Genomic DNA, 24,970 nt, shown 5'->3' on the forward strand with positions numbered 1-24,970 from the left:
GAACATAAAAAGCAAAAAAAAGAAATTCAAAAGTGCAAAATGCACTTCCTTCGAAACCCGCTTTGGAACAGGGTTTGCGAGAAGAAAGGCCGAAAAAGCTAAAAGCCAGCTCGAAAAGGAAAAAAGTGCTGGAATAGACGAAAAGCCAGTTAGGTGGCATCGCCTTTTTTTGAGCCCTTCAATAAACGGAAAAGAGGTTTATTCAAGGGTTCAAAAGCGAGCCCGTTCTAACAGAGAAGGGATACCTTGCACGTCCGATGAGCGCAGCGCGGCACGCTTTGAAAAGAGGAACGAGCGAACTCTTGCTGGCTCAACCGACGTGCCAGGAAAGTGCCGGTGGTACGGCAACCAGGTTTGACGAACTCCAAGAATGCTACTACACTCAAAAACTGCAAGGAGGCTGCCAGCGTAGAGCCGGCGTCCTTGAAGGAAGCATCATTGCGGCAACAGTGGAGGAAACGTGTACGCCAAGCGCAAGAAACTAGAAAGCATAGCCAATTTGATACTGTTGGGGGACTGTCTCGATGTACTCAAAACGATCCCAGACAACAGTATTGACCTAATTATTACGTCGCCACCCTATGCCGACAACCGTAAGCACACCTACGGCGGCATCTCCCCTGACGAATACGTGGAATGGTTCATCCCGAGGAGTGCCGAGATGCTGCGGGTACTCAAACCAACGGGAACCTTCATACTGAACATCAAGGAAAAGGTTGTCGATGGCGAACGACACACGTATGTTCTTCGGCTGATCTTGGCAATGCATGATCAAGGATGGCTCTGGACTGAGGAATTCATGTGGCATAAGCGTAATTGCTACCCCGGGAAGTGGTCAAACAGACTGAGGGATTCGTGGGAGCGGCTACTACAATTCAACAAGGCCAAACAGTTCAAGATGCGGCAAGAGGCGGTTATGGTTCCTGTGGGAGATTGGGCCAAGACGAGGCTAAATCACCTTAGCAATACTGACAAGGTGCGGGACGAATCAAAAGTGCAGAGTGGGTTTGGCAAGAAGATAGACAATTGGGTCGGGAGAGAGAAGGTCTATCCGACTAACGTGCTGTGGATGGCAACAGAATGTTTCAATCGCAATCACAGTGCGACTTTCCCCGTTGAACTGCCGACATGGTTCATCCGCCTTTTTACGGACCCCGGAGATATTATACTGGATCCATTTATTGGCTCCGGCACGACAGCCATTGCCGCAAAAGGGCTTGATCGAGACTACATTGGAATAGAGATACTGCCAAAGTACAAAGAGATAGCCGAGGAACGACTGAGAAACGGAAAGTGAAATGAGGCTAAGGAGGGCATAATGCCGGAATCGGTCGATTTGATGGTATTGGCTACTGCATATGTCGATGAGCATATCGGTGAGTTCCACAATAAGCGGATAAGCGCGATCAGCGATCTGAGCCTCTCCGTACTGCTCAAAAAGAAGAACCCATATCTGTTCAAGGCCAAGAATCTGGAAATCGCGAGCGACTTTGTCCGCACTCTCCTCGACGCGCACCTGTCAAGTCAAGAGGAGACTATGTTTGGGCAGTGGTTGGAGAAACTTGCAATCTACGTAAGTAAGTTGGTCGATGGAGGCCAACGACCTGCGACAACGGACGTTGACTTGGACTTCACCCGAGAGGGGGTAAGGTACTTGGTATCAGTGAAGTCCGGGCCAAACTGGGGAAACAGTAGCCAGAAGAGAGACCTAAAAGAAGCATTCAAGAACGCTCGACGGCAATTACAGCTTGATCCGAATATACACATGACGTTCATCGAAGGCTGCTGTTATGGTCGGCAGATAAACGAGGATCAAGGAACACATCTGAAAAAGTGCGGTCAGGCGTTTTGGCAGTTCATCACGAAAGATCCGGAGTTCTACCGAGAAATCATTGTTCCCATTGGACACATTGCTCGTGAAAAGAATGTAGAGTTTGCGTCGGAGTATGCTAGGGTTCTCAACACGTTCACGCATGAATTTCTTGAAGCTTATTGCGCTGCAGATGGCGCGGTGGATTGGAACGCGCTCCTAGCCTTCAATAGCTCATCATCTCCTCTACCAAGGAGTCCCAGCCGACGTAGTGGGGGACAGCAAACGTCTCGGTGATGTGCGTGGTGGCTGCCTAACGAAAAGCCCAACAGGAAGCGCAAGGGCAACTTGTCCCCTGGTCCCCTGTTGGATATCAGCCAGATGCCTTGACAGCTAATTTTCGACTTGATGTCAGGTGGCTTCAGCACGATCGGCTTACGCTGTCATGCGTTCACTGCGTTCGCTCTCGTTGAGCATTGCGGTTCTGGCTTGAAGCCGCCTCTCAGTTTCTTGTCGTTCCCTCACCCTCCTAACTAGGTCGGTAAAGGATGCGGTTACTCTCTCTTCTCGTTCGTTGAGCTCAGGTTCTAGCTGGTAGCGTACCTTTCTTTGCTTTGGTTGAAACAGTTCATCTCACTTTTCCTTTCTGAATTGGTTTGTGAGTCCTCTGTACTCGGTATCTTATGTGGTTAGTGTTCGACATTTTCTCTTCTTTGGGTCTCAGGATTCAGGCCGCCTCTTTTCCCCTGCGGCGCGCCATAACATCATTGTACCAGCCTATACAAAATCCCTGTGAAGATAGTGTGCAACTATAAGGACTAACAATAGTGCTGCGCCAAATTGAACAGAGCAGCTGGCGAGTTGAGTAAACCCTCTAATTGCCTAACATTAGGTGGAAGCGAATTCTGGTTTTCTGAGGGGGTATACCATGCAGAGAGGCGATTTCGCGAAAGACACCGGTTCTAGCAGCGAACAAGTGCATGAATTGTGCGCGATCTACACCAGAGTCAGCACGTCTGCACAAGCTGAGGAAGGCGTCTCCCTGGAGGCGCAACGCGACTACCTGAATCAGGCCGTAAAACTGAAAGGATGGGAAGTATCCGACTATTACGAAGATGCCGGGTATACGGGCACGAACACTGAGCGACCTCAGTTGCAGCGGATGCGGGCAGATGCAAGGAAGCACAGATTCACCAAGGTCGCCATCTACAAACTCGACCGCTTGACGCGCTCAGTGAAAGACTTCTGTGACATCCTGCATGATGACTTTGAACCAAACGGGGTAAGTGTTTATGCTCCAACCCAAGATCTAAATACTGACACATCTGCTGGCAAGCTGACCGTCAACATCTTGGCATCATTTGCTGCTTTCGAGAGTGACCTAATCAAGGAGCGCACGCGACTGGGGTATGCGAAGCTGAAAGTCGATAGGAGGCTCCTTGGCCCCGCCCCATACGGGTACTTTCGCAAAGACAAGAAACTGTTCCCGCACGACCCTCAGTTGGACCTCGTGAAAGAGGTCTACAGCATGTACTTGGAGGGCAAGAGCGAGCGACAGATAGCGCATGCACACCCAGCAGATCTTTCGAGAGATCTTGTGAGGGACATACTGTCGAATCCGGTCTACTGTGCGAAGGTCGCATATGGGCGACGGGTATCTTCGTCCACTGGCACTCGCAGGAGGAAGTACTCACCGGTGAAGGCACTGTCTGAGTGGGACCTGCAAGATCTGGATCAAGACTACATCAAGCCAGTGGTGTCCTTCGAGAAGTGGCAAGCCGTACAGGCACGACGCGAGACTTTTCCGACACATCGTCCCAGCCAAACCGTAGCTCTTTTCCAAGGTCTTCTCTATTGCAGTCACTGTGACCATTTTCTGTCTACGCACGGGTGTCAGAAGAAAGGGACCAAGTACTCGTGCGATAGTGACCACAAGACCAGGATGAAGAAACCGCTGTCGGAAGAGAGTAGTGTAGCCCTCCCGAATGGAACGAAGTGGTTCTGTGGCCAACAGCTATTGGAGGACTACTTGGAGGCACCGATCGTTGACGCTCTCGAAGTGGCACTCAAGGATTTCAAACCCCGGCTGAAACTGGCAAAGAAACTGAAGGGCGCACAGGAGAGTCTGAAGAGGGCACAGAGGGAGTTTGACCTCACTGCTCGACGTGCGTTGTCGAGTGATCAGATTACCGAGGGACAAGTGAAGACGTATATAGCAGAAGCTCAACGCAAGGTTGATGTGCGGAAAGAGGAGTTGCAGGTACTGAAAGATGAGGCTAGCTCCGAGTTAGCCGCCAAAGACGCCCTGAAGCCCGACTTCAGGAGTTTCTATGGGAGCATCACGAAGTCCGAGCGAAAGGAGTTCCTTAGCATCTTCGTTCGGAGGATCGACGTGGGTGACACATTCCTGACGGCCCATTGGTGGTTCTCGGATGGCATGACAAGGATCAGCCGAGACGAAGTCATGCCAAAGAAGGGCAGTAAGTTCGAAAACGCAGTCGTGGTGCTTTCCAACGGTCTTGCGGGGGATCCAGATGTGGCGGGTAGTAGTGGGGCTGGAGTAAGCACAATAGGTCAGATATATCAAAATCGTGGGTCAAGCACGACGGTTGACAAACGAGCCCATTCTGGTCGAAGTTTAAGTTTTGATGCGGGCTGTGAAGTGGGCAAAACTATGGTGGAGATAGGGGGGCTCGAACCCCCGACCTCCTGCATGCCATGCAGGCGCTCTCCCAGCTGAGCTATATCCCCACGTCTGAGAAACGAACATCCAAAGTATAGCGGGAAGGCCCCTGGTGTCAACCGCAGACGGCACCATTCGCGTTGCAGACTGGTCGTGCTACTATGGGTGTATGACAAGACACGACTGAGAGGTGGAACATGCGGGCAGTGGTGCAACGAGTGAGCAGTGCGTCGGTCGCTGTGGACGGCAAGCAGGTTGGGCATATTGGAGCAGGGTTGCTGGTGCTGCTGGGGGTGGCTCCCGACGACGGCCCTGATGACACTGCGTTCATGGTGCGCAAGTTGAGTGGCCTGCGCGTCTTCGCAGACGCAGACGGTCTGATGAACCGCTCGGTGGCAGATATCAATGGATCCTTTCTCATCGTCAGTCAGTTCACCCTGTATGGAGACGTGGCTCGCGGCAACAGGCCCAGCTTCACGGGTGCGGCTGCGGGAGCGCGTGCAGATGAGGTCTATCAGGACGTATGCACAGGACTGCGGGGCCAGGGGTTCGAAGTTCAGAACGGAGTCTTCGGGGCGCACATGGAGGTCAGCCTGGTGGGCGACGGCCCAGTCACCATCATCATCGAGACGGACAGCCACAAGAACCGAGGTCAGTAAGCTTGACAGCTCTGCACGTGAGAAGCCGGGGCGTTTGCCCCGGCTTCGATCAATGTTGAAGCAAACAGACCTGGGGGACTAGCGCGATTCGTTAGCGTGAGCGACAGCGGTCTCCATGACGCCGAAGGCTTCTGTCAGCTGCTCGTCGGTGATCTCGAGAGAGACGAGCATGCGGATGCAGTTGCCATAGATGCCGGAACCGGCCACGAGTACGCCGTGGTGAAGGCATTCCTTTATGATCTGGCCATTCAACTGCGTCGCGGGTTCCCGGGTGGTGCGGTCCTTGATGAACTCGATGGCCTGCATGGCACCTATGCCGCGAACATCACCAATGATCTCGTACTTCTCCTTCCAGGTATCCCAGTGGCTGCGAATGAGCTTGCCAAGAGCAACAGCACGTTCCAGGAGGTGCTCGTCCTCGACGATGTCGATGACTTCGCTGGCCGCGCGGCATGCAACAGGATTGCCGGCATAGGTGCCACCGATGCTGCTGCCGGGCAGCTTGTCCATGATGTCTTTCCGGGCGATGACTGCTGACAGAGGCATGCCGGCTGCCAGGGATTTGGCTATGCAGATGATGTCCGGGACGACGTTCCAGTTCTCGATGGAGAAGAACTTGCCGGTACGGCCGACTCCGGCCTGGATTTCGTCGGCGACGAGAAGGATGCCGTACTTCTTCGAGATCTCGCGCAGCATCTCGAGAAAACCGTCAGTCGGGACGCGGAATCCACCCTCGCCCTGCACGGGTTCGACGACGAAGCACGCGACCGTCGAAGGGTCGACATACGTCATCAGGAGCTTCTCCCACTCGTCAACACGGATGGAGGGATGGTATGGGGTGACAAACGGCATGCGATAGACATCCGGCGCGAAGGGGCCAAACCCACCCTTGTAGGGCTTCGCCTTGTGCGTCATGGTCATCGTGAGGAGCGTGCGTCCGTGGAAGGCACGGTCGAACACGACGACGCCGGTCCGGCCGGTGACGTGGCGGGAGATCTTGACGGCGTTCTCGATGGCCTCGGCGCCATTGTTGAACAGAGCTACCGACTTCTCGAAGTCACCTGGGGCGAGCTTGGCAAGCTTCTCGCAAACGGTGAGGTACGGCTCGTATGGGACTGACGTGAAGTCCGTGTGCAGGAAGTGCTCCACCTGGTGCTTAATGGCCGCGGTAACGCGAGGATGCGAGTGTCCGACCGCCAGGCAGCCCCAGCCGCCGGTAAGGTCGATAAAGGTGTTGCCGTCGACGTCGGTTACCAGTGCCCCATGTCCCTCAGCGATCCAGGCAGGCGACAGAGCGTCGCACATTGGTGCCGCGACGACCTTGGCCTCCCTCTTGGCAAGCTCGATGGATTTCGGTCCAGGGATTGCCGTCTTGAGTGATATGAACGTTCCCATGATAACCTCCCTTTCTCTCTCGACGAAAACGGCTTCGCGCTTCGCTTTCTCGGGTACTCTCAGGATATGGAGATCGCGACGGTTGTCAACGAAGTCCGTACCGATGTCCGGTGTCGGGGCCGTTTCTGAGCTTTTCGGTCCTCTTCTTCCAGTGCCCGGGCGTTGCCTGGTCCTCGGAGAGTCATGTTGTCTGTCTCCTGTTTCGGACTATCATTGGGTAGCCTCCGCCGCGCATTGTATGCCGGTCGAGCTGTTCTAGATCATGAATGAGGAGGCTTGACCATGCTGGTACTCGGACACAGAGGGGAGCCTCGACTGGCTCCCGAGAATACGGTGGCTTCGTTCGCGCTTGTCCGCGGCGACCTGGACCACGGTATCGACGGTGCCGAATGCGATGTTCAGATGACGAAGGACGGAGAACTGGTTGTCATCCATGACGAGAAGGTCGACAGGACCACAGACGGCCATGGCTGGGTGAAGGATTTGACCCTGCAGGAGGTCCGTAAACTCGACGCTGGTGTTCGGTTTCCCGGACCGTTGCGCTACGAGCCGATTCCTACAATGCAGGAGGTCTTCGAGGTCTTCGACGGGACGAAGGCGACGCTCAACGTCGAGCTCAAGAATTCGGAGATCGCGTACGAGGGGATGGAGGAACGCTTGCTGGAACTGGCAAGCAGGTACTCGGTGAATGTCGTCTACTCTTCATTCAATGTCCAGAGCATGGGGGTCATCCGGAAGCTGGATGCCAAGGCGCGGACTGGGCTGCTGTACGCACCGTGGCTGATCAAGGCTCCAGACGTGGTGGTAGCTGCTCGTGAGCAGGGCGCCAACGCAATCCATCCTTACGTTCTCAACACGCTCGACGGGCTTATCCGTGAAGTACATGAGGCTGGTCTGGCGCTTGCGCCATGGACCGTCGACCTGAGCGTGCTCGTGCGCCATTTTGCCGCCTCAGGGGTCGAGACCATTATCAGCAATGACCCGCGCATGGCAGCGGAGGCTATTGCCGGAGGGAGGGGATGATGCTTGATTTGATTGTTCGCAATGCAAGGCTTTGTGCGAGTGGGCCGCTGATCGACATTGGTGTCCGAGACGGTCTGTTTGTCGACGTTCAGCCCGGGTTGCTTGCCGACGCCCATGAAACCATCGATGCTGCCGGATGTTTCGTGACGCCGCCATTTGTCGAGTCGCACGTCCACCTTGATACGACGCTCACAGCGGGTGAGCCCAGATGGAACGAGAGCGGTACGCTGTTCGAGGGGATCGAACGCTGGTCCGAACGAAAGGCACTGCTGACCGAGGAGGACGTCGTGCGTCGTGCCACAAAGGCTATCGAATGGCAGGTTTCGCATGGCATCCTGCACATCCGGTCGCATGTGGACATCTGTGATCCGAAGTTGACTGCTCTCCGGGCGCTGATCGAGGTCAGGCGCGTCATGGCCCCATTCGTCGACATTCAGCTGGTGGCGTTCCCGCAGGACGGCATTCTGGGGTTCGAGGGTGGAGCAGTGCTGCTCGAAGAGGCCCTTCGCCTGGGTGCGGATGCTGTTGGAGGTATCCCTCACTATGAACTGACACGTGAGGACGGCGTCGAGTCTCTGAAGATCATCTTTGCGCTGGCTGAGAAGTACGGGAAGCTGATCGATGTGCACTGCGACGAGATCGACGATGAACAGTCTCGCTTTGTCGAGGTCATGTCGGCTCTGGCTCTGCGCACGGGGATGCGCGATCGGGTTACCGCAAGCCACACAACGGCCATGCACAGCTACAACGGGGCGTATGCATCGAAACTCCTGAGATTCTGCGCAAGGAGCGGCATCAACTTCGTCGCGAATCCCCTGGTGAATATCCACCTGCAGGGACGTTTCGACACATATCCCAAGCGACGCGGTCTGACGCGGGTCAAGGAGATGGCGGCCATGGGCATCAATGTCAGCCTTGGTCATGACGACATCCTCGACCCCTGGTATCCGATGGGAACCGGGAGCATGCTGGACGTGGCGCATATGGCAGTGCATGTTGCCCAGATGACGGGAAGGGAAGAAATGCGTTCCGTTTTTCACATGGTAACGGATGCCGGAGCTCGTACGCTGCACGTTCAGGATTCCTACGGCATTGACGGGGGAAAGCCTGCTGACCTGGTCATTCTGGATGCTCTCGACGAGCTGGACGCCTTGCGACGGCAATCCGTCGCCCGATTTGTGCTGAGCAAGGGAAAGGTCGTCGCACGAACGACGCCAGCCAAAACCACCGTTCTACTGCAGGGCACTTCCCATCCGATCGACTACCTACGGTAGCGAGAACAACGATCACATCTGAGGCAGCAAGGGCACTAGAGGCCCAGCGATTGCTCGAATTGTGAGACAGTTATGATCTCCACTCCCATGGCGGCCATGTCTCTGAGATTGGACAGCTGGATCTCGTCCGTCTGGGACGCAGTGGCATCCGAGAGCACGGTCGTTGCATAGTCTAGCGAGAGAGCATCGTTTGCTGTCGCACGTATGCAGTTGGGAGTCTGCACGCCGGTAAGGATCAATCTATCGGTGCCAAGCCGACGCAGGAGCGCGTCAAGGTCGGTCGCGAAAAATGCCGACCATCGGGTCTTGACGACGATGAAATCCCAGGGAGCGGGCGCGAGCTGAGGCAATTCCTCTGCTCCGGGCGTTCCGGCCACTAGAAACCCTCCCGTCTCCGCGAAGAGTGCTCGCCGGCTCTGGTCGACATCTATACCCGTGGCCCGATGTCGGCGCATCACATGGATGATCGACTCATTGGCGGACCGAGCGGCTTTCAGTGCTCTCTGCAGACTCGGTACCATGGCGGGCCCTCCTGCGACAAACAGCGGCGATGCCGGAGACAGAAAGTCCTGCTGCATATCGATGACAAGTACTGCCACATCAGTAATGTTCACCGGTTCCTCCTTGGGAGGCCACAACTATGCGCCCAGTATATGCGTTTTGGCTCGCCACTCCACGTGAACATTGCGCATCCTTGCAGTTCTTCGTTGCGCAACTATAATTCGCTTACCGAAGAAAAGACCGAAGGAGGTGCTGCTTTGCCCCTTCAGAAAAGAAGCGATAATGATAGTGCGTATATGTTCTCATGCTGGAACAACATCGTTGAAATTCAAGGGGTTGTGAGTGCCTGGTGGCAGACGGTAACAATCATTTGTAGCTAAAGTGACGCCGAAGTCGCTTTGGCCAAAAGTAAGTGACGAAACTATTTCGTCACTGAGGGGGATAAAATGGCAAGAAAGAAGAAGGAATTGAACCCAAGAGCTTTCTTCACTGAGATGGCAATTTGTCTTGTTGTGCTCTTCCTTGTGTACGAGTTTGGTTTTATGCATCCGGCACTTTGGAACTCTCTCGTTGCAAAATTCTTTGCACCACTTTTAAAGAATCTTGGCACTACGCCGAAATAGGCGTAAGAATTCACAATCGATTACGATAACATACAGAGGATAAACTGAGCAATTATCTTAACAACTGACTTGGAGGAGCCGATGCTTTGCGACATCATGACGGCCGTGCGCCTCGCCGAGGAGTTTGGCCTGCGCTATGTCATCACTGGCGCGTTTGACGCGGATCGCGTGATTGACCAGCTCAAGGAAAAGGATGTGACCGTGGCGTTCGGTCCCCTTATCATGTCGAGATGTATGGATGAGGTCAAGCGCCTGCACCCTGAGAATGCCGTTGCTCTTCTCCATAGCGGAATTCGCACGGCCATCATCGCGGGCCATCCCAACTACCCCGCCAAGTACCTGCGGATTTCGCTGGGCCTTCTTGTCGGTCGTGGCATCTCTCCTGAACAGGCTCTTGGGTCCGTCACAAGCGTTCCGGCAGGTATCCTGGATCTGGACGGGTATGGCGAGGTGCGTTCTGGGTCTGTCGCTGACCTGGCGTTGTTCAGAGCGCAGCCATGGGAGCCCGAAGGAGTGACTGAACACACGTTTGTCGGCGGAAACGAGGTGTACGCTCGCTCGTGAGCGGGTAAGAGCAAGGGCCCCGGAAGGGGCCCTTGCTTCTCTCGAGTATCTGCTGCAGTCACTAGGTTGTTGGCGGCAAATTGTTGTCTCGATAGTGATCCGTGAAGCGTTCGCGCATGCCATTGGCATAGTTGCGGAGCCGTTGCGCCCGGACGTGGAACTGATTGCCCTTGATGAGGACTGAGGCTGCAAGGGCGACGACGATGACGTAGTCGGGATACCACGGCTTGTGGAGGATAATCCAGATGGCGGCAGGGACAGCCCCGACTGCATCGATGAACGGAGCGAAGTGCACCTTGGCCTTGATACGGGGGACAAGCTTCCAGATGACGCCAGCGATAGCCGCAAAGGGGAGTGCCCACAGGACCGCCACTGGGTACCCCTGCAGCAGAATTCCCACGGTTGTCGCCATACCGCCTCCACCTCTGAACTGGAAGAAGACTGGCCAGTTGTGCCCGACGATGACGGCCGTGAACGAGGCAATCGGGACCCACGAGGGGATTGACATGGAATGCAGGACGAGGCTGAGCACATAGCCTTTCATGACGTCGAGCAGCCCGACAGTGAGGCCATAGCCCCAACCGTACTGGCGGACGCTCCCCGAAAGGCCAGGGTTGTCCTTCAGTCGAATATCCTCGTGCTTGACCAGGAAGCTGAGGACAAGGCCCCAGCAAACAGAGCCCCACAGGTACGATGCCACGACCAATGCCCCATACTTGAGCCAGATGTTCATCAGGATCCTCCCGACCGTTACTTGATGTCTGAATGCGTTGCCAGCGATCCACTCCCACTCGTAGCCTCAGTTTATATCAATGTTCCGGCTTGTAAAGAGGGCTCTTGCCGGTATACTTTTCTGCACGATGCGCTGCACTCGTCCAGCGGTGATCATCGTTGTTTCTGGTGTTGCCTGTGATGCCACAGTTGTCGTGGAGGTCGTATGGGCTTCTGGACTGTTTTCGTTATAGCGGTGGGGCTTTCGATGGACGCGTTCGCGGTGTCCGTGGCGAACGGGTGCCGGATAAAGCGGGTGACTCTGCGCGACGCGTTGCGGCCAGGCTGGTGGTTTGGTGGGTTTCAGATGCTCATGCCCGTGTTGGGCTGGTTCGGGGGCCTCGCGCTCAGAGACCTTATCCAGAGCTTCAGCCACTGGGTTGCGTTCGGTCTCCTCGTTTTGGTCGGCGGCAAGATGCTTGTCGAAGCCGTGCATGGTGGAGAGCATGAGGATGAGTGCGAGGCAGAGAGGCGCAGTACGCGCGACATGCTGGTCCTTGCCATTGCCACAAGTATCGACGCTTTGGCGGTGGGCCTGAGTCTGTCGGTTCTGCACGTGTCGATCTGGTGGCCGGCCTTGCTTATCGGGCTGGTGACATTCGCATTCTCGCTGGCAGGCACTCTCCTGGGTTGCAGCATCGGAAAGCTGGTCAAGGGCAAGGCCGAGATTGTGGGTGGCCTTGTCCTTATTGGTATTGGGATCAAAATATTGCTGCAGGGGTTGCACTAGGACGGACTGCTGCGGAGGGAACGGAGGCTTGCACATGGCACACACGTTGTTCAATGATGAGTACAAGTATCACATCAAGTTGAAGCAGGGTGATGTTGGCAGGTACATCCTGTTACCCGGCGATCCCGGTCGCTGTGAAGTCATCGCCAAGTGGTTCGACAACCCGGTGAAGGTTGCGCAGAACAGGGAATATGTCACGTACACGGGAACGCTCCTGGGCGAGAAAGTCTCGGTGACGTCGACCGGAATCGGAGGCCCTTCGACCGCGATTGCAGTCGAAGAGCTTGCGATGGTCGGTGCGGAGACATTCATACGCGTCGGAACGTCAGGTGCAATGCAACCCGGAATCGTCGTTGGAGATCTGGCGATCGTCACAGCTGCGATCCGCGACGAAGGGACGACCAGGCAGTACATGCCCATCGAATTTCCGGCAGTCGCCAACATCGACGTCACGCTGGCACTGAGAGCTGCAGCCGAAAAACTGTGTCTTACCTTTCACCTGGGTGTGTCTCAATCGAAAGACTCGTTCTACGGCGAGGTTGAGCGTGACCGCCAGCCACTGGCCGAGCAGTTGAACGCTCGTCGCAGGGCCTGGATTGCCGGCGGAGCTGTGTGCTCGGAGATGGAGGCAGCCACGGTGTTTGTGGTATCGAGCATTCTTCACAGGCGTGCCGGCGGCGTCATGCTCATCGTCGACAACCAGTTTGCAGAGGCTGGAAACGAACCCCATCATCAGATACTGGACCGACTCATATCGACTGGGATCGAAGCCATCAAACTGCTCATCGAACAGGACCGTGTCGTACGTCGCTGAGTGACGTTTCTGCGCAGGAACCGCGGGCCCCGGATTCGATGCCGGGGGGCCCATTCCGACACCGGAATACTTGCCTCGTGTCTCCCGAGTCGCTATGATGTATACAGCAGATTATTCTTGTGGGGGGACTCCCATGTATCTTCTGGTTATCATCACAAGACAGGAGGACAAGACCTACGATTTCCTGAAACTGCTTCCGACAGTCGGCGTGCGGGGAGAGTCATGTCAGTGAGCCGGACTCCCGGTATGTTGCAGCGTCGCAGGGAGCCTCATCATGAAAGGCATGTAGCGGTTCTGTTGCTGAGACGCGAATAGATACCCCCGGAGGTCAACTCCGGGGGTATCGCAATTGGTGGACACAGCGAGGGTCGGTCAACCGCCTCCCAGGAACGGGATGATGAAGACGGTATCTTCCTCGTGCAGTTCGGTGTTGTAGGGCATACGCTGTCCGTTGACAAGCACGAAGCCTGCACGGTCGCGGTCAATGCCCAATGCTGCAAGCAGGCCGGCGACATCTGTTCCGGTCGGTACCTGGACATCGTGCAGGTCTCCGACCTGATCGGCGACAATGGCATGCAGTTTGAGCTTTATGAGCATCCAGTCCCCTCAGCAGTCGTAATACAGCTCGAATTCCTTGGGATGAGGCAGGCGGCGGAGCGCTTCTGCTTCGTTCTTCTCCTTGTAGGAACAGAACGCCTCAACAAATGCAGGAGGGAAAACGCCGTCTCGTGTCAGGAAGTCGCTGCCACGTCTCAGGGCGGCGAACGCTTCGGAAAGCGAGGTCGGAAGCACCGGAATCCTGCGGACAATTTTCTCGGGCAGTTTCTCGATGTCACCCGTGTATGGACCGAGGTGAAGCGCTGTCGGGTCCGTTTCTTTCTCGATGCCGTCGAGTCCGGCAAGGAGCATTGCGCTGATGGCGAGGTAGACATTGGTCGTGGCATCCGGGGGACGGAACTCGATGCGCTTCTCTGCCGCCGTATCCGCATAGATGGGGATGCGAACTGCCGCGGTGCGGTTGCCCAGCGAGAAAAAAGCCCGGATGGGGGCCTCGAATCCCGGAATGAGCCTCTTGTAGCTTATCGTAGAAGGGTTTGTGATGCCGAGAAGGGCCGACGCGTTGCTGAGAATGCCGCCGATGTAGTGAACGGCGAGCGGCGAGAGGTTGTAGGGTTCTCCACCCTTCTGGTAGAACGTGGGTTGTCCTTTCTTGGTCAAATATTGATGGAAGTGCATTCCTGTTCCGGCCTGACCAGCAATCGGTTTGGGCATGAAGGTTGCCGTCATTCCCATCTGGCGGGCAAGGTTCTTGGCGAAGTACTTGATTTTCTGCGAGGCGTCGCCCATAGCGCGTGGCGTGCAGGGCATAACCTCAAGCTCGATCTGGCCGGTCTCTCCGGCCTCATGATGGTGATAGCGGACGGTTACCCCGACATTCTCCAGCATTTGAACGAGCGTGCTTCGATAGTCGAAGAGCCGGTCGAGTGGCTGCTCTGCATGGTATCCTCGTCCGTGGCGGATCGCGTAGCCCTGGAGTTGTGAGTTGTCGAGCGACACCGTGCTGCCTGTCTCCGCACTCTCGATCGAGAAGAAACAGGTGGTCTCCGAGGACTTGAAATCGACATTCTGGAAGACATAGAACTCGAACTCGGGGGCAAACCAGGCCGTATCGGCATAGCCCTTAGATCTTAGCAAAGCTTCAGCCTGTTCTGTGATGAATCGAGGGTCGAGGGCAAAACGTCGATGGGTGAGGGGTTCAAGGATGTCGCAGAAGACTGCAACAGTAGGGACTTTGGCAAATGGGTCTAAGAATGCCGTCGACAAATCAAGACGCAGGAGCATGTCACTGCGCTCAACCGACGCGAATCCGGGAATATTGGAACCGTCGAAAGCAACGCCCTGGGTCAGGAATCCATGGTCGACACGGGACAGGGGAACCGTCACATGATGCAGGCCGCCGAACAGGTCCGTGAATTTCAGGTCGACCTGAGCAATCTCGTGTTCTCTCGCGTAGTTCAGAAACTGCTGAAGCGTCTTCATTTTCCTACCTCCAGAGAAGCTGCAGGGCCGGACTTGGTCCGTGGCCTCATACTAGCGCGCCATGAGGTTCGCCGCTATAGTATTCTGCTTGGCCACCAGAGCTCGGACGTCAATGTTCGTGAACTGACCGTTCTCGATGAGAACCTTGCCATTGACCATGTTGAGACTGACCTGTTTGGCGTCGCACATGACCGGTGCGGTGAAGGGGTCGTGCAGGCCGCCCGCGAACTCGAGAGTGTCGAGGTCCCACATGATCAGGTCGGCCGCCTTCCCGACCTCGATGCTGCCGATGTCTGGGTCCATGCGTAACACACGGGCGCCGCCCATGCTCGCCATGGCCAGAGCTTCGCGCGACGTCAGTGCGTCGGCCCCGTATTTCACCCGCTGGAGCAGCGTCGCCAGGCGCACCTCACCGATGAACGAATTGGTATCGTTGCTGGCACTGCCATCGACGCCAATGCCGATGCGCATGTTTGTTTGCTTCATGACCGCCACGGGAGCGATGCCGGAGCCGAGGCGCATATTGCTGGCCGGGCAATGGGCCATGCCGCACTCATGCTCGGACAGCTTACGGATGTCGGCATCGGATGCCCACACGATGTGGGCAAACCAGGAGCGAGGCGTGAGCCAGTTGACCTCCTCCATGTAGTCGATTGGACGGAAGCCAAACGTCTGGAGACAGAATTCTTCTTCATCCTGCGTTTCGGCAAGATGCGTATGGATAAGCACATCTTCTCTCTCTGCCAGAGCTGCCGTCTGTTTCATCAGGTCTGTCGTGACCGAGAAGGGGGAGCATGGGGCTAGAGCAATGCGGGTCATCGGGTATCGACCGCGGTCGTGGTACTGGTGGATGACGCGTTCGGACTCCACCAGAATCTCCTCATCCGTCTGTACCACGCTGTCCGGAGGGAGCCCCCCATCCTTCTTGCTCAGCGACATACTGCCACGTGTGGGATGGAACCGCACGCCGACATCGCGAGCTGCCCGTATCTCAGCGTCGATGATCGCGTTGTTGCCATACGGATATAGATAGAGATGGTCAGTAGTCGTCGTGACACCAGTCTTCAGCATCTCACAGATGCCGACCTGAGCACTTGTGTAGACAGCTTCCTCGTCAATGTACTTCCAGTGTTCATAGAGGAACGTCAGCCAGTCGAACAGCTTGGCATGTTCGACCTGGGGAACGTTCCGAAACAGCGTCTGGTAGAGGTGATGGTGGGTGTTGACAAAACCCGGCATCATCAGCATGCGCGTACCCGAGATGGTGCGGTCTGCAGGGGTATCGAGGACTGGCGCCCCTGTGCCAATGGCCGTGATGATGTTGTCGTCAACGACAACATACGCATCCTTGAGTTCCTGTCGAAGAGCATCGCCCGTCATAAGGAAGGCGATGTCAGTGATAAGCGTTCTCATGCGCAGCCTCCGCTAGTTCCTTCCTATTGTACCGCCATTGAGGCCGTAATCAACGCGCAGCTCGCTTGCTTTCATTGCCACAGCATCTTGCTATAATCGGGAACGGATCATATTGTCGTGACAAGGATAGGAGGTCGCATGAGGCATATCGTCGTAAGGCCCGAGAGTTGTACTGGATGCCGCTTGTGTCAGCTCACGTGCTCGGCTCAGAACTTTAGGCTCAACACGCACAAGGCTGCTCGCATAGGTATCGTGCCCCATTTTCCAGAAGGCTATTTTGAGGTTCATCTCTGCAATCAGTGTGGTGTCTGTCAGTCTGTATGTCTGGTTGAAGCGATTTCTGTCGATGCAAACGGAGCCTATGTGATCGACGAGTCCACGTGCATCGATTGCGGAGCATGCGTGGACAGCTGCCCGCAGCAAGCGATCTTCAGGTCACCCGCAAGTCCGCATCCCTACATGTGCAATCTTTGCGGAGCCTGTGTGGCAAACTGTGCAGCGCAAGCTCTGACCTGGGAGGAAGACCAATGATCAATGGCTATGGTGGCTCTATTCTGCGTGTCGACCTGACCACCGGGTCAGTCAAGCGAGAACCCGTGACGCCTGAATTGGCCCACGATTGGCTCGGCGGTCGTGCATGGATCGCCAAGTATATGTACGAAGAGCTTCCTGCGGGTGTGGATCCGCTCAGTGCCGCAAACAAAGTGTTTGTGGCGACGGGGCCTCTCTCGGGTACGTTGTGGCCTTCCAGTGCCAAGATTGTGTGGGGCACCAAGTCTCCGCTGACTGGAGGCTACATCGACAGCAACATGGGCGGCCTGATCATGGCGGAACTCAAGTACGCTGGCTTGGACATGATCATCCTTGAGGGCGCTTCCGAGACCCCGGTGTACCTCTGTATCGAAGACGACAAGGTCGAGGTACGTGACGCCTCTGGCTATTGGGGCAAGGGCTCCGTCGACACTGAGTACGCCCTGAAGCGCGATCTCGGGGAGGACTTCCAGATTGCGACTATTGGCCCCGCCGGCGAGAATCTGGTGAAGTTCGCATGCATTACACATGACGTGGGACGTCAGGCAGGCCGAGGGGGAATCGGGGCGGTTCTGGGCTCGAAGAAGCTCAAGGCAATCGCTGTGCGTGGAACGAACCCAATCCCGGTCGCTAACATCGAGGGTCTCCAGAAGCACACGACTTCTATCATCGACTACATCAAGAATACGGCGTTCTTCCCGACCTTCTCCAAGTATGGCACGACGGATGTCACGGACTGGTGTGACAGCGTCGGAGTCATCCCTGTCAACAACTTCCAGCATGCGCAGTACCCCAAAAAGGACCGCATCAACGGCAAGTACATGCGACAGCAGATGTATGTGCGCGACAAGGGCTGCTATGCATGTCCTCTGGGCTGTTCCACCTACACATATTCGAAGAAATACGATGTCTACGTCGAAGGCCCCGAGTACGAGACGATCGGTCTGATGGGCTCCAATCTCGGCATGGACAGTATCGAGGAAATTGCCGTGCTGAACGCCGATGTCGACAATCTTGGCATGGACTCCATCTCTTCTGGATCGGCGGTAGCTTTTGCGATGGAACTGTATCAGCGGGGAATCCTGACAAAGGAAGATTTCGGTGGACTGGAGATGACCTGGGGAAACGTGCATGCTGCACGCGCATTCCTGAGGCTCATCGCTGCTCGGCAGGGTATCGGAGCGACATTTGCAGAAGGAGCTCTTGCTGCTGCGCGCATCATCGGCAAGGATACTGAGAAATATGTCGTTCAGGTAAAAGGACTGGACTATTCCGCCTATGATACACATGCAGCCCCTGCCATGATGCTCGCATACATGACCTCAGACATTGGAGCCCAGCACACGCGCGCCTGGGCGATCGTCCAGGACATCAACATGGGGCGCGGCTCCACTGAAGGGAAGGGACAGGTGGTCTATGATTTGCAGCACCTGCGTCCTCTCATGGAAGTGTTGGGCGTCTGCCGCTTCCCGTGGCTCGAGGTGAAGGTCGACTGGGAGGACTACGTCACCGCGCTGAACCTGGTCACCGGACAGCACTACACGACAGAGGGGCTGTTCGCCTTCAGTGAGAAGGTGTGGAACCTGACGCGAGCGTTCTGGACCCGTGAGGTCGATGGGTTTGGACGTGCCTACGACCAGCCGCCGGCCAAAATGTATGAGGAGATGCCCGATGGGCCCACGAAGGGCGCTCGCGTGACGCAGGAGATGGTAGACCAGCTCCTTGACGGTTACTACCAGGCGTACCACTGGGACCAGAACGGACTGCCAACAGCCCAGAGGCTACGTGAGGTTGGCCTGGGCTATGTCGCAGACGATTTGGTGAAGCGGGGGCGGATCCGAGGCTGAGACGTCATGTGAGGCTGGAAGCAGAAACGCGCCCAAGCAGATGTCTGGGCGTTCCTGCTTTGCGGGTGAGATTCCCGCCATTGTTTGCTTCCTAATGTTAGAAAGACTAATAACACCAGCATAGTGAACCATGAAATTTGTGTCAAGGGGGATGCGCAAAATTGCTGTCACTGGGATGGTGCCGAAGGAGGGAATTGAACCCACACGGGTGTTACCCCGGCAGATTTTGAGTCTGCTGCGTCTGCCAGTTCCGCCACTTCGGCACAGACCTATTATACGTGCAGGCTGAGAGCTGTCAAACTGGCGCTTACACCGCAGCAGGCTGGCATCGGCTGCTATGCAGACTGACCCAGATTCGTATAATGGCTGCATGGATGACATGCCGAAGCTCGCACAGACTATCGATCAGGTCGTGGCGGGGCGGACCGAGCTGTACGAGGCCATCGTGCGCTACTACGAGGGATTCGTTTTCTCGGTGGCTGTTCGTGTGACCTTCGATCGTGATCTGGCCTACGACGTGACACAGGATACGTTCCTGAAGCTGTACGAAAGTCTCTCCAAGTTCCGGGGACAGTCCCGGCTCTCGTCATACCTTTATCGCATTGCCACCAATGCCGGCATCGACGCTGCCCGCAAACGGTCCCAGCACCCTGTGAGTTCTGGCGATGCTCAAGCTGACCTGCTGACGGTCGAGGCGCCCCAGACTGCCAGCGATGGTCCAAATGTTGAAGAGGTCAAGTCCGCTCTTCAAGCCGCTCTGCAGAAGGTCGATCCTGTGTTCAGAGCGGCCTTTGCCCTCGTCGATCTGGATGGGCTGAGCTATGAAGATGCTGCTTTCAGGCTCGGAGTACCCGTGGGAACCGTCAAGAGCAGAGTTTTTCGTGCCCGTGGTGAACTGCGTGAACTCCTTTCGGGAACCTTGGGGCGTTGAGCGCGTCTTATGGATGGTGACAAGTGATGACACATGACATGAGAACAACCAACGAGATAATGAGCGACAACGAGCTGCCTCTCGAGCTTTCAGCGGAGTTGCGCAGGGAGGTATCAGCGCTGTTTGCACCGATGGATCGCTCACTGGCAAAATCCGTCACTGCTGCCATCGGCGTGCGCCGCTCGCGCCGCCGCTTGCTTCAGAGTCTATGGCTCGGATTCTCGCCCGTCATGGCTGTCGCCATCGTAGTTGCGCTGTATGTTGGTGGTGCCACCTTGCCGCGTACGCTGTCGCTTGCCACATCAGGCGGAGCATTACTCGCTCCGAATCCAGAGTTCCGCGCCGCGGGCGCAACTCCTAAGGGGTTTGTCGACTCTCAGGGCAGCCCAGTTCTTGGAACTGCGTCATCCTTTCGGGTCGTCCTTGATGGCGATGTCGCGCGCAAACAGCTCCTGGTAACGTGGCTGAGAGCCAGACATGTTGACGTCGCCGTGGAACTCGACACTGCTGCCCCAGGGCACGAGGTAGCCCTGACACTGGAGCCTGATGAGGTCCGAGGATTTGCGGCTCTGATGGCGCTTCATGGGTTCATTGGAGAGGAGCCCTCAGGTCTTCGTATAGTTGCGGGCTTTTCACTGGAGACCTGGGCATCGAGCCTGGGTACCTCATCGTTGGTCATCTGTCTCATTCCATGAACACTTGGCGCTCACGCGCCCATTCCGGATAGGGAGGCACGTATGACTCAATCTCTACGAGTACGTCGATTTCTTGCGCTGATCGTTGTCGTCGCTGTCGTGGCCATGGCTGTGACTGGATGTGCGAAGCGTAGCGCTGTTTCGCCGGAGCCCGGCGTAGCGACATCCGGTGGAGTCCTGAAAGGCTTACCCGCAGGGACCTCTGGCACGAGTTCCTCGGCCCCTGCCTCAACCACGACAGGCGATCAGCAGGCCCTGACAGACCGGAAGATCATTTTCAACGCCAGCCTCAGCCTTGACGTCGTCGACGCAGAAAAGGCTTTCAGCAATTGTGAGATCCTCGTTGTCAAATATGGCGGTTTCGTGGCGCAGTCGTCGCTCCAGAAGTCGGCCAGCCAGGTGCTTGCAACCGTCGTGCTGCGCGTGCCTGCGGCCAAGGCCACCCAGCTCATGAACGATCTTGCGGGACTCGGTACTGTTACGAGCCGCAGCAGTGGTTCGGATGACGTCACATCACAGTACATCGATATCCAGGCGCGACTCAAGGTTCTTCGGGCAGAAGAAGAGCAGCTGGTAGGGTTCCTGAAGAAAGCCACGAACATCAAGGACATGCTGGCAGTTCAGGAACAGCTGGGTTCGGTTCGCACGCAGATCGAACAGTACGAGGGACAACAGCGCTACATGGACAATGCCACGTCGCTCGCTACGGTTACCGCTCAGCTCGTGCAGACGACCGAGGTCTTTGTCGCACCCCGAGGTTTTGGATCGGCGTTTGTCCAGTCCCTTGCCCGGTTTGGACACGGACTGGCTGCCTTCTGGACGTGGCTTGGCGGCTCTGCCGTCTTCATAGTTTTCTATGGGCTTCTCATTTGGGCACTCGTATGGATTGTGCTCAGGCTGAGGCAGCATCGCTCGCACAGGAGCCTGCCACCGCAGAACTGACGGAAACGATAGATCGCCGCCATACCACTAGCCGAGGCTCACGGCCTCGGCTTTCTGCATGTTCCCTCCACCCCGAGCGAGAGAACGTCTCTAGGACAGTAGCTCCATGTCAAACCAGAAGTATGAATCTTGCGTGCAGACTCAAGCGACCTATAGTTAAGGCATGGCTAAGAGGAATCTATTCGGAACGGACGGCGTCCGGGGTGTCGTGAACACCGAAATCACGTCCAAGCTTGCCTTATCTCTGGGAGCGGCTGCATCGATCTACTTCGACGGACGCCTTGCCCAGCAGACAAATCGCACCATCGCTATCGCATGGGATCCACGTGTCTCGTCGGAGATGCTTGCCGGGGCACTTGGTGCTGGCTTCATGGAGACGGGGGTGTCCGTAGACTACCTGGGAGTACTGCCGACACCAGGACTCGCGCTCATTCTGGCTCGCGAGACACGGTACATGGCGGGTGCCATGATCTCTGCGTCACACAATCCTCCGGAGTACAACGGGATCAAGTTCTTTGGCCCTGGCGGCCACAAGCTGGCAGACGCAGACGAGGAAGCGATCGAGGCGAACCTTGGCCTCGTTGAACTCGGCAATCCCTCGCGAGTACATGGCGACGAAGTGGGCGGCGCTCACAGAGTCGAGAATGCGCGGGAGGAATACATGGCCTTCGTGAGGCAGAATAACCCAGGGCTCTCGCTCGAGGGGATCAGGATCGTGGTGGACGGCGCTCACGGGGCAACAAGCTATACGACACCGGCGTTGCTGCGACAGCTGGGTGCGCAGGTGATCGAGATGAACACAGACCAAGATGGTAAGCTCATCAACAAGGACTGCGGATCCACACATCCTGGCGCCGTGGGTGCGCGGGTGGTGACCGAGAAGGCGGATCTGGGCGTTGCCCACGACGGTGACGGCGACCGGGTCATTATGGTCGACCACACCGGGCGCCGTGTCTCCGGGGACGTCATGCTGTATGTTCTGGCTCTGGGATTAGCCGGAGAGGGTCGACTCACCGGAAACACGGTCGTCGGAACAGTTCTAACCAACCTTGGTCTGGAGAAGGCACTGGAACCCCATGGGGTCAGGCTCGAACGGACAAGCGTTGGAGACCGCTATATTCTGGACCGCCTGAACGAGGGCGGTTTCGTGCTTGGCGGCGAGGAGTCGGGACACATCATCAACTTGTACCAGAACGTGACGGGCGATGGTCTGGCGACCACCCTGGCAGTGCTGGGATATCTTGTCAGGACCGGGCGCGACCTGTCAGAGATTGTCGACGAGGTCGAGCTCTATCCTCAGATTGCCGAGAATGTCAGGGTGAAAGACAACACCATTGCTTCATGCCCGGAGTTTGTGGCTGCGGTTGAAGCGGCGCGCATGGAGTTGGGCAATGCTGCCAGACTGGTCGTGCGGCCTTCGGGGACAGAACCCCTTGTGCGTATTTTTCTTGAGGGCAAGAACACTGAGCGTCTGATGGCGCTGGCAGAGCGACTGAAGCGTGTCCTGTTGTCAGCTGGTCAGCAAGGAGAGGAGTGACATGTGTGGAATCATAGGGTACGTTGGACCGCGTAAGGTAGTCCCTGTCATTATTGAGGGTCTGCGCAAGCTCGAGTATCGAGGGTACGACTCGGCGGGCATGGCCATTCTCGAGAAGGGGGAGCTGGTTGTCGTCAAGAAACGTGGCAAGCTCAAGGCTCTCGAAGAGGCTGTCAAGGGCAACGAGTATACTGCCACCACTGGAATGGGACACACGCGATGGGCCACCCACGGCAAGGTTGAGGACAGGAATGCTCATCCTCAACTAGACTGCAAGGGCACGATCGCCATTATCCACAACGGCATCATCGAGAACTACCAGGTACTCCGAGATGATCTGATCCGGAGAGGACACGTTTTCGTATCCGAGACCGACACCGAGGTAATCTCTCATCTTGTAGAGGAGCAGATCGACGCGGGCGCAGACCTGCTCGATGCAGCGCGGAAGACTGCTTTGCAGCTTGACGGAGCCTTCGCGTTCCTCGTTCTGGCCAAAGCGTTTCCTGGTCGTATCGTGGCAGTTCGCAGGTTATCCCCCCTGGTGCTCGGCGTTGGCGATGGGGAGATGATCTTCGGTTCAGACACCCCAGCACTCCTGGAGTACACGCACCGGATCATCCCGCTGCACGACGGGGATATCGTTGAGATCAACGACAAAGGATATGCGTTTTATTCTCTTGAAGATGGGCACGCTTTCGATCGGACTCCAATGACCGTTCAGTGGAATGCCTCCGCTGCCGAGAAGCAGGGCTACAAGCATTTCATGTTGAAGGAAATTCATGAACAGCCGGTCGTCATCAGGGATACGCTGTATGGACGCATCGATATCGACAGTGGACACGTGGAGCTGGAGGAATTCCAAGGCCAGCCGGTTCCCGACCGCATCTCGATTGTGGCGGCAGGGACGTCATACCATGCCGCGCGCGTGGGCAAGTATCTTCTGGAGGAACTGGCACGCATCCCGACCGAGGTAAGCTTCAGCAGTGAATATCGCTACCAGCGACCCATTGTTCGTCCAGGGATGATGGGGATTGCAGTCACGCAGTCAGGAGAAACGATCGACACACTTGCTGCGCTTCGGCTTCAACGGAGTCTTGGTGCCAAGGTTGTCGCCATCACAAATCGACCGGAGAGTACCGTTTCGCGCGAGTCAGATGTGACGTTCGTTACCCAGGCGGGCCTCGAGATTGGTGTTGCAGCCACGAAGTCGTTCATGGCCCAGCTCATCGCCTTCTATCTCATAGCTCTCAGTTTTGGACAGCGCAACGGTACACTGGATGCTGAGACGTCAGCGCACTATGCGTCTCAGCTGTCCAGTCTCAGCCAGAAGTGTGAGCAGGTGCTCGAATATGCCGGCATCATGGAGACGATCGCGCGCAAGTTCTACAAAGTCCACGACATGATCTATGTTGGGCGCGGTGTCAACTACCCCATTGCATTGGAGGGCGCGCTTAAGATGAAGGAGATCAGTTACATCCACGCTGAGGGATATGCCGCGGGAGAACTCAAACATGGCCCCATCGCCTTGCTGGACCAGGATGTGCCTGTGGTGGGCATCCTTCCCCAGGGGGTGCTGTACGAGAAGATCTACTCGAATCTGCAGGAGTCCATCGCGCGCGATTCACCCCTCGTGGTACTGGCCGACAAGAAGGACAAGAGAGCACAGGGCATCGCTACGGACTTCATCCCGATGCCGCCGGTCGAAGAGTTGTTCTCTCCGGTCATCTACTCGTTGCCGCTTCAGCTGCTGGCGTACTACACTGCTGATGGCAAGGGTCTGGACGTGGACCAGCCGCGGAATCTTGCCAAAAGCGTAACGGTGGAATAGCTGAGCTCTGAGACCTGTTTTGTGAGGCGCTGAGCCAAAGGCCGACCTTGTACAGGGCCGGCCTTTCTGCTATACTTGCCGACGTGCGCGCCCGTGGCCCAACTGGATAAGGCGATGGCCTCCGGAGCCGTAGATTACAGGTTCAAGTCCTGTCGGGCGCACCAGCCTTGATGTCTCTTCAACCCCTCGCGGCAGCTTCATGCCGTTCACCTGCTCTCACGAAGTTCTGTCCTTGACAGCGAGTCTCCTGCTTCTGGAATTGCTTATTCGGGATCATCGAAGGCGAGAAGAGGCCACGGGCAAGCAACGTCAGTTCCCAGGTGGCTGTCGACTCAACCTTGTGGACTGAGAAGCCTCAG

Annotated in this window: 22 protein-coding genes, 3 tRNA genes and 1 pseudogene; 18 read left to right on the top strand and 8 right to left on the bottom strand. The window is 56.4% G+C overall.

The window, feature by feature from the left end:
* Positions 1-460 precede the first annotated feature (460 nt).
* From SMC1_RS03930 to SMC1_RS11230, 3 genes and pseudogenes are all read left to right on the top strand, one after another.
* Positions 461-1,297 carry a DNA-methyltransferase gene (locus tag SMC1_RS03930; protein ID WP_119085500.1) on the top strand — a complete coding sequence of 279 codons (837 nt, stop codon included), beginning with the start codon at positions 461-463 and terminating at the stop codon, positions 1,295-1,297.
* A gap of 21 nt (positions 1,298-1,318) precedes the next feature.
* Positions 1,319-2,107, top strand: coding sequence for a PmeII family type II restriction endonuclease (locus SMC1_RS03935; RefSeq protein WP_207799295.1), 789 nt, complete (start codon positions 1,319-1,321; stop codon positions 2,105-2,107).
* 631 nt (positions 2,108-2,738) lie between these two features.
* Positions 2,739-3,596, top strand: a pseudogene (locus tag SMC1_RS11230) (recombinase family protein); the annotation flags it as partial.
* Between the two features lie 889 nt (positions 3,597-4,485).
* On the opposite strand, the gene SMC1_RS03955 reads toward SMC1_RS11230, so the two are convergent.
* Positions 4,486-4,561, bottom strand: a tRNA-Ala gene (locus SMC1_RS03955).
* Positions 4,562-4,690: 129 nt separating this feature from the next.
* On the opposite strand from SMC1_RS03955, the gene dtd reads away from it, so the two are divergent.
* The gene (dtd, locus tag SMC1_RS03960) at positions 4,691-5,152 is read left to right on the top strand and encodes a D-aminoacyl-tRNA deacylase (protein ID WP_119085502.1); all 462 of its coding nucleotides are present in this window, start codon (positions 4,691-4,693) and stop codon (positions 5,150-5,152) included.
* A gap of 78 nt (positions 5,153-5,230) precedes the next feature.
* Here dtd and SMC1_RS03965 read toward each other — a convergent pair whose 3' ends face one another.
* Positions 5,231-6,547: an aspartate aminotransferase family protein gene (locus SMC1_RS03965; RefSeq protein WP_119085503.1), complete on the bottom strand. Its 1,317-nt coding sequence runs from the start codon at positions 6,545-6,547 to the stop codon at positions 5,231-5,233.
* A gap of 282 nt (positions 6,548-6,829) precedes the next feature.
* On the opposite strand from SMC1_RS03965, the gene SMC1_RS03970 reads away from it, so the two are divergent.
* Both SMC1_RS03970 and codA read left to right on the top strand, forming a co-directional pair.
* Positions 6,830-7,570: a glycerophosphodiester phosphodiesterase family protein gene (locus SMC1_RS03970; protein ID WP_119085504.1), complete on the top strand. Its 741-nt coding sequence runs from the start codon at positions 6,830-6,832 to the stop codon at positions 7,568-7,570.
* Positions 7,570-8,844 carry a cytosine deaminase gene (gene codA, locus SMC1_RS03975; RefSeq protein WP_119085505.1) on the top strand — a complete coding sequence of 425 codons (1,275 nt, stop codon included), beginning with the start codon at positions 7,570-7,572 and terminating at the stop codon, positions 8,842-8,844. The genes SMC1_RS03970 and codA overlap by 1 nt, the downstream gene beginning before the upstream one ends.
* Positions 8,845-8,879: 35 nt before the next feature.
* Here the strand turns inward: codA and SMC1_RS03980 are convergent, their stop codons facing one another.
* Positions 8,880-9,458, bottom strand: a complete 579-nt coding sequence (locus SMC1_RS03980) for a cysteine hydrolase family protein (RefSeq protein ID WP_119085506.1) — start codon at positions 9,456-9,458, stop codon at positions 8,880-8,882.
* Positions 9,459-9,791: 333 nt separating this feature from the next.
* On the opposite strand from SMC1_RS03980, the gene SMC1_RS10550 reads away from it, so the two are divergent.
* Both SMC1_RS10550 and SMC1_RS03985 read left to right on the top strand, forming a co-directional pair.
* Positions 9,792-9,968 (top strand): hypothetical protein, encoded by a 177-nt coding sequence (locus tag SMC1_RS10550; RefSeq protein ID WP_165849196.1) that lies wholly within the window; start codon positions 9,792-9,794, stop codon positions 9,966-9,968.
* A gap of 81 nt (positions 9,969-10,049) precedes the next feature.
* Entirely contained in the window at positions 10,050-10,532 is a 483-nt protein-coding gene (locus tag SMC1_RS03985; RefSeq protein ID WP_119085507.1) for a hypothetical protein, read from the top strand.
* Between the two features lie 61 nt (positions 10,533-10,593).
* Here the strand turns inward: SMC1_RS03985 and SMC1_RS03990 are convergent, their stop codons facing one another.
* Positions 10,594-11,265, bottom strand: coding sequence for a glycerol-3-phosphate acyltransferase (locus SMC1_RS03990; RefSeq protein WP_119085508.1), 672 nt, complete (start codon positions 11,263-11,265; stop codon positions 10,594-10,596).
* Between the two features lie 204 nt (positions 11,266-11,469).
* On the opposite strand from SMC1_RS03990, the gene SMC1_RS03995 reads away from it, so the two are divergent.
* Together SMC1_RS03995 and udp are read left to right on the top strand one after the other, a co-directional pair.
* On the top strand, positions 11,470-12,033 hold the full coding sequence (locus SMC1_RS03995) for a manganese efflux pump MntP family protein (protein ID WP_119085509.1): 564 nt from the start codon (positions 11,470-11,472) through the stop codon (positions 12,031-12,033).
* 34 nt (positions 12,034-12,067) lie between these two features.
* Positions 12,068-12,847 (top strand): uridine phosphorylase, encoded by a 780-nt coding sequence (udp, locus tag SMC1_RS04000; RefSeq protein WP_119085510.1) that lies wholly within the window; start codon positions 12,068-12,070, stop codon positions 12,845-12,847.
* A 372-nt stretch (positions 12,848-13,219) separates the two neighbouring features.
* On the opposite strand, the gene SMC1_RS04005 is transcribed toward udp, so the two are convergent.
* The 3 genes from SMC1_RS04005 to SMC1_RS04015 are packed head-to-tail and all read right to left on the bottom strand — an operon-like array spanning position 13,220 to position 16,300.
* On the bottom strand, positions 13,220-13,444 hold the full coding sequence (locus SMC1_RS04005) for a MoaD/ThiS family protein (RefSeq protein WP_119085511.1): 225 nt from the start codon (positions 13,442-13,444) through the stop codon (positions 13,220-13,222).
* A gap of 9 nt (positions 13,445-13,453) precedes the next feature.
* Positions 13,454-14,887, bottom strand: a complete 1,434-nt coding sequence (gene glnA / locus SMC1_RS04010; RefSeq protein WP_119085512.1) for a type I glutamate--ammonia ligase — start codon at positions 14,885-14,887, stop codon at positions 13,454-13,456.
* Positions 14,888-14,938: 51 nt separating this feature from the next.
* Positions 14,939-16,300, bottom strand: coding sequence for an 8-oxoguanine deaminase (locus SMC1_RS04015; RefSeq protein WP_119085513.1), 1,362 nt, complete (start codon positions 16,298-16,300; stop codon positions 14,939-14,941).
* 138 nt (positions 16,301-16,438) lie between these two features.
* Between SMC1_RS04015 and SMC1_RS04020 the strand changes: the two genes are divergently transcribed.
* Together SMC1_RS04020 and SMC1_RS04025 are read left to right on the top strand one after the other, a co-directional pair.
* Positions 16,439-16,831: a 4Fe-4S dicluster domain-containing protein gene (locus SMC1_RS04020; protein ID WP_119085514.1), complete on the top strand. Its 393-nt coding sequence runs from the start codon at positions 16,439-16,441 to the stop codon at positions 16,829-16,831.
* On the top strand, positions 16,828-18,678 hold the full coding sequence (locus tag SMC1_RS04025) for an aldehyde ferredoxin oxidoreductase family protein (protein WP_165849197.1): 1,851 nt from the start codon (positions 16,828-16,830) through the stop codon (positions 18,676-18,678). The genes SMC1_RS04020 and SMC1_RS04025 overlap by 4 nt, the downstream gene beginning before the upstream one ends.
* 176 nt (positions 18,679-18,854) lie before the next feature.
* On the opposite strand, the gene SMC1_RS04030 is transcribed toward SMC1_RS04025, so the two are convergent.
* A tRNA-Leu gene (locus tag SMC1_RS04030) sits at positions 18,855-18,941 on the bottom strand.
* A gap of 116 nt (positions 18,942-19,057) precedes the next feature.
* On the opposite strand from SMC1_RS04030, the gene SMC1_RS04035 reads away from it, so the two are divergent.
* From SMC1_RS04035 to SMC1_RS04060, 6 genes are all read left to right on the top strand, one after another.
* Positions 19,058-19,609: an RNA polymerase sigma factor gene (locus tag SMC1_RS04035; RefSeq protein WP_207799296.1), complete on the top strand. Its 552-nt coding sequence runs from the start codon at positions 19,058-19,060 to the stop codon at positions 19,607-19,609.
* A 38-nt stretch (positions 19,610-19,647) separates the two neighbouring features.
* Complete coding sequence (locus SMC1_RS04040) at positions 19,648-20,304, top strand: hypothetical protein (protein WP_126855163.1); 657 nt, start codon at positions 19,648-19,650, stop codon at positions 20,302-20,304.
* A 42-nt stretch (positions 20,305-20,346) separates the two neighbouring features.
* Entirely contained in the window at positions 20,347-21,246 is a 900-nt protein-coding gene (locus SMC1_RS04045; RefSeq protein WP_119085518.1) for a DUF4349 domain-containing protein, read from the top strand.
* A gap of 163 nt (positions 21,247-21,409) precedes the next feature.
* Positions 21,410-22,783 (top strand): phosphoglucosamine mutase, encoded by a 1,374-nt coding sequence (glmM, locus tag SMC1_RS04050; protein ID WP_119085519.1) that lies wholly within the window; start codon positions 21,410-21,412, stop codon positions 22,781-22,783.
* Between the two features lies 1 nt (position 22,784).
* On the top strand, positions 22,785-24,611 hold the full coding sequence (gene glmS / locus SMC1_RS04055) for a glutamine--fructose-6-phosphate transaminase (isomerizing) (protein WP_119085520.1): 1,827 nt from the start codon (positions 22,785-22,787) through the stop codon (positions 24,609-24,611).
* An 87-nt stretch (positions 24,612-24,698) separates the two neighbouring features.
* A tRNA-Arg gene (locus SMC1_RS04060) sits at positions 24,699-24,775 on the top strand.
* Positions 24,776-24,970: the final 195 nt, after the last annotated feature.

It is taken from the genome of Candidatus Cryosericum septentrionale (assembly GCF_003570995.1).
Lineage (GTDB): Bacteria > Caldisericota > Caldisericia > Cryosericales > Cryosericaceae > Cryosericum > Cryosericum septentrionale.